This window comes from Bacillus sp. EB106-08-02-XG196 (genome assembly GCF_013396335.1).
Taxonomy (GTDB): domain Bacteria; phylum Bacillota; class Bacilli; order Bacillales; family Cytobacillaceae; genus Neobacillus.
In genome coordinates this window covers 98759-104990 of record NZ_JABWSY010000021.1, presented here as the reverse complement: position 1 = coordinate 104990, position 6232 = coordinate 98759, and the positions used below count along the sequence as shown (strand labels likewise).

At 36.9% G+C, this 6232-nt stretch carries 6 protein-coding genes; 2 read left to right on the top strand and 4 right to left on the bottom strand.

Annotation, left to right across the window (positions count from 1 at the left end; all coding sequences use genetic code 11):
* On the top strand, positions 1-596 hold a 596-nt coding region (locus MLOOGBEN_RS25905; RefSeq protein WP_179161145.1), incomplete at its 5' end, for a response regulator transcription factor.
* A 62-nt stretch (positions 597-658) separates the two neighbouring features.
* Here MLOOGBEN_RS25905 and arcC read toward each other — a convergent pair.
* The 3 genes from arcC to MLOOGBEN_RS29520 all read right to left on the bottom strand — a co-directional run bounded on the left by arcC (position 659) and on the right by MLOOGBEN_RS29520 (position 4442).
* A complete protein-coding gene (gene arcC, locus MLOOGBEN_RS25900; protein ID WP_179161144.1) occupies positions 659-1636 on the bottom strand; it encodes a carbamate kinase in 978 nt (325 codons plus the stop codon).
* Positions 1633-2805, bottom strand: coding sequence for an ankyrin repeat domain-containing protein (locus MLOOGBEN_RS25895; protein WP_179161143.1), 1173 nt, complete (start codon positions 2803-2805; stop codon positions 1633-1635). Before MLOOGBEN_RS25895 ends, arcC begins: the two co-directional genes overlap by 4 nt.
* 89 nt (positions 2806-2894) lie before the next feature.
* Positions 2895-4442 (bottom strand): xanthine permease, encoded by a 1548-nt coding sequence (locus MLOOGBEN_RS29520; protein WP_179161142.1) that lies wholly within the window; start codon positions 4440-4442, stop codon positions 2895-2897.
* 417 nt (positions 4443-4859) lie between these two features.
* Between MLOOGBEN_RS29520 and MLOOGBEN_RS25885 the strand changes: the two genes are divergently transcribed.
* Positions 4860-5729, top strand: a complete 870-nt coding sequence (locus MLOOGBEN_RS25885; protein WP_179161141.1) for an alpha/beta hydrolase — start codon at positions 4860-4862, stop codon at positions 5727-5729.
* Positions 5730-5769: 40 nt separating this feature from the next.
* On the opposite strand, the gene MLOOGBEN_RS25880 is transcribed toward MLOOGBEN_RS25885, so the two are convergent.
* The gene (locus MLOOGBEN_RS25880) at positions 5770-6219 is read right to left on the bottom strand and encodes a nucleoside deaminase (protein WP_179161140.1); all 450 of its coding nucleotides are present in this window, start codon (positions 6217-6219) and stop codon (positions 5770-5772) included.
* Between the last annotated feature and the right edge of the window lie 13 nt (positions 6220-6232).

Below are 6232 nucleotides of genomic sequence, written 5' to 3'. Positions count from 1 at the left end.
ATACGTGGACATTATACTCGTCTACATCCGGACAGGCAATACCGTCAACTATCGGTAATTTATGGTTGGCAAAAACACTTAAATTTGGGGAAGAACTGCGGCAAAGGAACAAAGATGTGGAAATAATCATGGTTACTGCCTGCCAAGATTTCAGCTATGCTCAGCAATCAATTAGAATTGGGGTAGTTGACTATTTAACGAAGCCTGTTATCGAGAGGGAATTATTAACAATTCTATCAAAGTATAAAGAAAATCCGTTTTCTCAAAATTATTCCAGCTTAATCCAATGCTCGCTGAAAGCCATTCACGAAAACTTTGCTGAAAAAATCTCACTTTCAGAAATCGCAAATGAGGTTCATGCTAACCCTACCTACCTAAGTCGAAAATTTCATGAAGAAGTAGGTGTTGCTTTTTCGGAGTATTTAATTCGATATCGTATCCACGAAGCGAAAAGGATTCTAATTGCTCACCCAAACTGGACTATATCTGATGTAGCAGAAAATTCAGGATTTAGCAGTCAAAACTATTTTAGTACATTATTTCGGAAAATAGAGGGGATATCACCAACAGAATTTCGGGAGAAAGAAAAAAGGTAAATACAATAAGAACAAAGTCCGGCACTGTTTTACTAAGTGTCGGACTTTGTTCTTATTATTAATTATTTCATACAAGGAGTTGTATTTATCTGTGTAACAATGTGAGTACCTTGTTTTTCATTAATCGCATCTTGTAAACTTTCTGGGTTTGTAATAACTACTTTCTTCCCACCATTTTCTAAGAAGCTTAGGCTAGCCTCAATTTTTGGCAGCATACTGCCTGGTGCAAAGTGGTTTTCAAGAACATATTGTTTTGTTTCTTCAACTGTAATTTTTTCTAGAGCCAATTGATTTGGTTTTCCAAAATTAATACATACTCTTGGAACACCAGTTGTAATAATTAAAGTCTCAGCATTGACTTGTTCCGCTAAAAGGCTGGTAGCAAAATCTTTATCAATTACCGCATCGACACCCAAATACTCATTCTCTCTTGTCTTTATAACCGGAATTCCTCCGCCGCCAGCCGCAATCACAACGTATCCAGCATCTACCAATGATTTGATGGCTTCTTTTTCAACAATATCAATTGGTTTTGGTGATGGAACCACTCTACGATATCCACGTCCGGAATCTTCCATAAAAATCCACTCAGGATGTTCCAATTTCATTTCTTCTGCTTGTTCTAATGTAAAGAATGAACCAACCGGTTTTGTTGGATTTTCAAAATTCGGATCATTAATGTCAACTTCAACTTGGGTAATGATCGTTGCAACTTTCTTATTTATGCCTCTTTTAGTAAATTCGTTTGTTAACGCTTGTTGAATTTGGTATCCAATACCGCCTTGTGTATCTGCCACACAATTGACGAGCGGCACATCCGGCATACCTGCCATTTCATTAGCAATTTCAGACCTTCTAAGTCCAAAACCAACCTGTGGACCATTTCCATGTGTCACAACTACATTGTAACCTTCTTGAACCATATCTGCGATATTCACGGCAGTTTCTTGAACAGCTTCATATTGATCTTGAATGGAATCGCGGCCGTTGTCTCGAACTAGAGAGTTTCCACCAATAGCAACAATAACTAATTTACTCATCTGTTTACCTCCTGTGATTCTAGTTGTTTTTTTAATAATTCTAAGGATTGGTTCTTGTGCAATTGGTATAATGGATTAGTTGGATCGTTTGCAATTGCATTTTCAATTGCCTCAATCGCGGCTTCATGCTTGCCAAGTGATCTTAAACTGTTTGCCTTGTGGAAAGAAAAATCATATCTGTGTGGCTGAAGTGCTAAAAGCTTATCCATTTCGACTACAGCTTCCTCATGTCGGCCTAGTTCTCTTAGATAATTTGATTTATGGTAACGATAAAAAGTTTCATTAGGATCTAATTCGCATGCCTTGTCATATTCAATAAGTGCTTCTTCAGGTTTTTTCATTAACCTTAAGCAATTAGCAGTATAGAAATAAAAATCAAGTTCATTTGGATTTAGCACTAACGCTTTTTTATATGCTTCGAGCGCTTCGTCATGCCGCTTTAATTCTTGCAAAGAATAGCCTTTGTAGAAATAATAATCTAGATTATTTGAATCTGTCTCGATAGCTTGATTCATTAATGAAATTACTTCTTCATACTTATCATCTAAGTAGAATGCTTTTGCACGATTTATATAATCATTCTGTTCAACATACTCATTCGTAAGAATCTTTACTACATTTTGATGCTTTAATTCTTTGGCATGCTGAAGTGATGATTTCCCATCCCTATCTGGTAAATTCACATCTGCATCGGCTTTGACTAGTAATTCAATGATCATTGAGTATAAGCGGCCGCCATTACCCAAAATGACAGACTCTAATAGAGCTGACCAGCCTAAATTGTTGGCATGATTGACAGGGATACCAGCTTCCAAACATCTTTGTACGGTTTTTAGATAGCCTTTTTCACTGGAAGGTAATAATGCAGTGCCGCCAAATCGGTTTACACTATTTAAATCTGCTCCATATTTCAGCATTACACTTAAAATTTCATGAAAACCATTTGCACCAGAACAAATAAACGGTGTTAATTGTGTAATATCTCTTGTGTTTACATCACTGCCAGCTTCTAATAGTAATTTAACGACTGAAAGTTGATTTTTCTGTGTAGCAGCCATCAAAGCTGTTCGGCCTTCTACGTCCTTAAAAGACACGTCAGCCCCGTTTTCTAATAATTGCTTTACAGACTGTAGATCTCCACGTTCACTTGCAAGGATTAGCTCCATCATAAAATTCTCCCCTTTACCATTAATCTAGAATAAATTTCACCTTCGATAGCTATTCAATCCTCTATCGAAGGTGAATTTTAACGTTCTAATTATGCAATTTTTTCTTCTGTTTCAGGTTTCGGCTGTGCTTTACTACGATCCATCACAAATTTGATAACAAATATAGCTGCCATCATTAGATAGCCAAAGAAAAATTCTACAGAAGCACCTTTAGCAAATGCGACTGTTGGAGAGTGGATAAACCCAACGATGGACAGTACGGCAGCTATTGCTGCTGCGGCAGCACCACGTAACGGTTTATCATTGATAGCAAAAATCGCTATACATCCCCATAACAGACTGGCAATCGGTGCACCATTTCCTAAATGTGACAATCCTTCATAATAAACCCCTTTACTAGCAAGCTTATCAAGCCCCACGGTTCCCGCAGCAGTTCCAGCGGCACCAAGTACATTATTAGCAAGTGTTAGAGCCCAGTTTGCAATCCATGGGAATAATGCAATAAAGATAACTGGAACTTCAATTTTCGGCGTTTCACGAACAACTTGGTTGGCCGTTACAACTCCGATATAAACTAGGATAGGAGCGATGGCATAAATCGGAATGATCGCTAGCAAAAATGCTCCAATACCAAATAGTGAAAGAATTAACATCGATAAACCGGTTGCTACTGTATATCCAATACCAGCGCCCATTGATTTCCATCCTGGGTGTCCTACATATACTGTTACTGGATATGGATTTCCAAATGCTGCACCAAGCATAGAAGCAAGTCCATTCGTTAACATAACTTGTCTTGTTTCATAATCATCCCCTGCAGTAGAGGCACTTTCAATATTCTCCAAGTCAAACACATAGTTAGAAAGACCTAGTGGTATAGCTGATGCCAAATACGGAAGGGCATGTGGCAACCCTTGCATAAAACCATCAATATTTAATGTAGGAGGATTGAATCCAAATGATGATAAAGATTGTGAAATTGCACCAGGCTCCATCACACCTAAAGCCCAGGCAATCCCTGTACCAACAGCTAGCAATAAAAACCCTGTTGGAATTTTTGCAAAGACCGGTGATTTACCAAACCAGTTAATGAAAATAATGATTAACACAGCGAAAGCAATCATCGGAGCTTCAAATGCTTGTAACATTGGATTCATGGCTAATAACAATAGTCCAAGACCAGCTAAACAAGATAATAATACTGTTCTAGGAATAATTTTTCTTATCGTATCGCCCAATAATGATCCGACTACTAGAATCATTGCTTCAACGAAACACCATACTAGTGCAATCCCAATGGCAAACTCATAATCTTTTGTTTGGGTATAGACTGGCAATATGACTAAAAAAGTTACAGTGAAAATAGAAGGAGCACTTGGTCCTGAAGGCAATGCTGTTACATCAGACCTGCCCGTTTTTTTAGCTAGACGATATGCAAAAATGCCATACGCACAACTTGCGATAAATATACCCATCCCAAAAGCTGGGGCAATTTTCCCATAAACGACTGATGATGGAATACCTACAACAAAAATTAATAATGACATCATTGTAAGAAGATTGGTTAAGTTATTGGCGAGTAGACCGAAGTATGCAGCCAAGTCCCCTTTTTTCCAAAATTTAATTGTTTGATCCATTACGGTTCACCTCTAAATATGAATTAGTTTGTTGGATATGAAGAAAATATTGTTAGTTAACATTATTGAATACACCTCTGCTTAAGTTGCCTCCTTTTCACAGCAAAAACTCTTTCTTATCTCAATTAAAATTTTATAAAGCTGGAAGAGAAATAATAATAATGGTTAACCGGTTACATCTAAAATTTTATACGGAAACCCTTTTTTGGTCATTGTCTACCTAAACCAAAAAGGGAGGTATTCATTTAGGCAAGTTATACAATAAACTTTGTACAAAATATGTCCTATACATATGATTAGAAAAACCTGAAAACAGTGGGATTATTTGTTATTTTGCACAATCCTTTTAATTGCATTATTTGACTATTTTTTTTAGTATTAACTGAAACTATATTTAGACAGGACGTGTTAATAAAAATGAAGAAAACGGTTATTTATAAAGAGGATATAAATTTCTCAATTAAGGCCGATTTTTATGGGACTTACCAAGAAAATGCCCCAGTTGTCATCTATATACATGGCGGAGGATTAATTTGGGGAACAAGAGAAGAAATAAGTGAAGAAATGATCAAACTATACACCGACAATGGATTCTCATTATTTTCAATCGACTATAGGCTGGCCCCTAGGACAAAACTAAATGAAATTCTTAAGGATATCGAAGATGCAATCCAATGGATTCAAATAGTAGGATCAAAACAATTTTCAATAGATCCAAAGAAAATTGCAGTTGTAGGAAGTTCCGCCGGTGGTTTTTTAGCTCTCTCTACTGGAACATTTACTCATAAGCCACGTGCAATTGTTTCGTTTTACGGATACGGGGATCTTGTTGGAAGCTGGGCTGCTAGTCCAAGTAAATTTTATTGTCAAAAGGACACTGTTTCTAAGGAACTTGCTTACAAATTGATCACAGATCGTATCGTAACCGAGGCATCCGTAGAAGAACGTTTTTTATTTTATGTTTATGCGCGACAGAATGGAGTGTGGATTGAGGAAATTACAGGGGTAAATCCTTTAAACAATAAAGAAGCTCTCTATCCATTCTGCCCGAATCGAAATGTCGCAAAGGAATTTCCACCAACTTTATTATTACACGGAACAAAGGATACGGATGTACCATACGAACAATCAGTATTTATGAGAGCTGCCCTTATTAAACAATCGGTTGATGCAAGACTTATTACGATTCCAAATGGTGAGCATGTATTTGATAAAGACTTCCAAGACCCGATTGTTCAACATGCACTTAATCAAGTCATTGATTTTTTAAAAACCCGCCTGAGTTAAAAAAAGCCCAGCAGATTATTAATCTAAGCTGGGCTTTTTGTTATTTAATAGATTTATGGAAATACTCAAACAAATCATCACAATCTTTTCTTTGCTCTACTTTAACCATTTTGAGAACACTTTTATCTTCACCTGTTAAATACTTACGTAAATGCATATCAGAGAAGCCAAATTTATCAGCATCTTCGCTCGTGTTACAGTAATAAACTTCTTTAATTCCTGTCCAAATAATGGCGGACACACACATTGGACAAGGTTCACAAGTTGCATAGATCACACAATCAGATAAATCCATTGTTCCTAACTTTTTACAAGCCTCACGAATGGCAACCATTTCAGCATGAGCAGATGGGTCAATATCTCTCATCATTCTATTGCTTACTACAGCGATAATTTCATCACCGCGTACGATTGTTGCACCGAATGGTCCACCAACTTTGTTTGCCATACCAACAAATGTTGCATCTGCAGCTAATTTCATATAATCCATATCCAAATTCCTC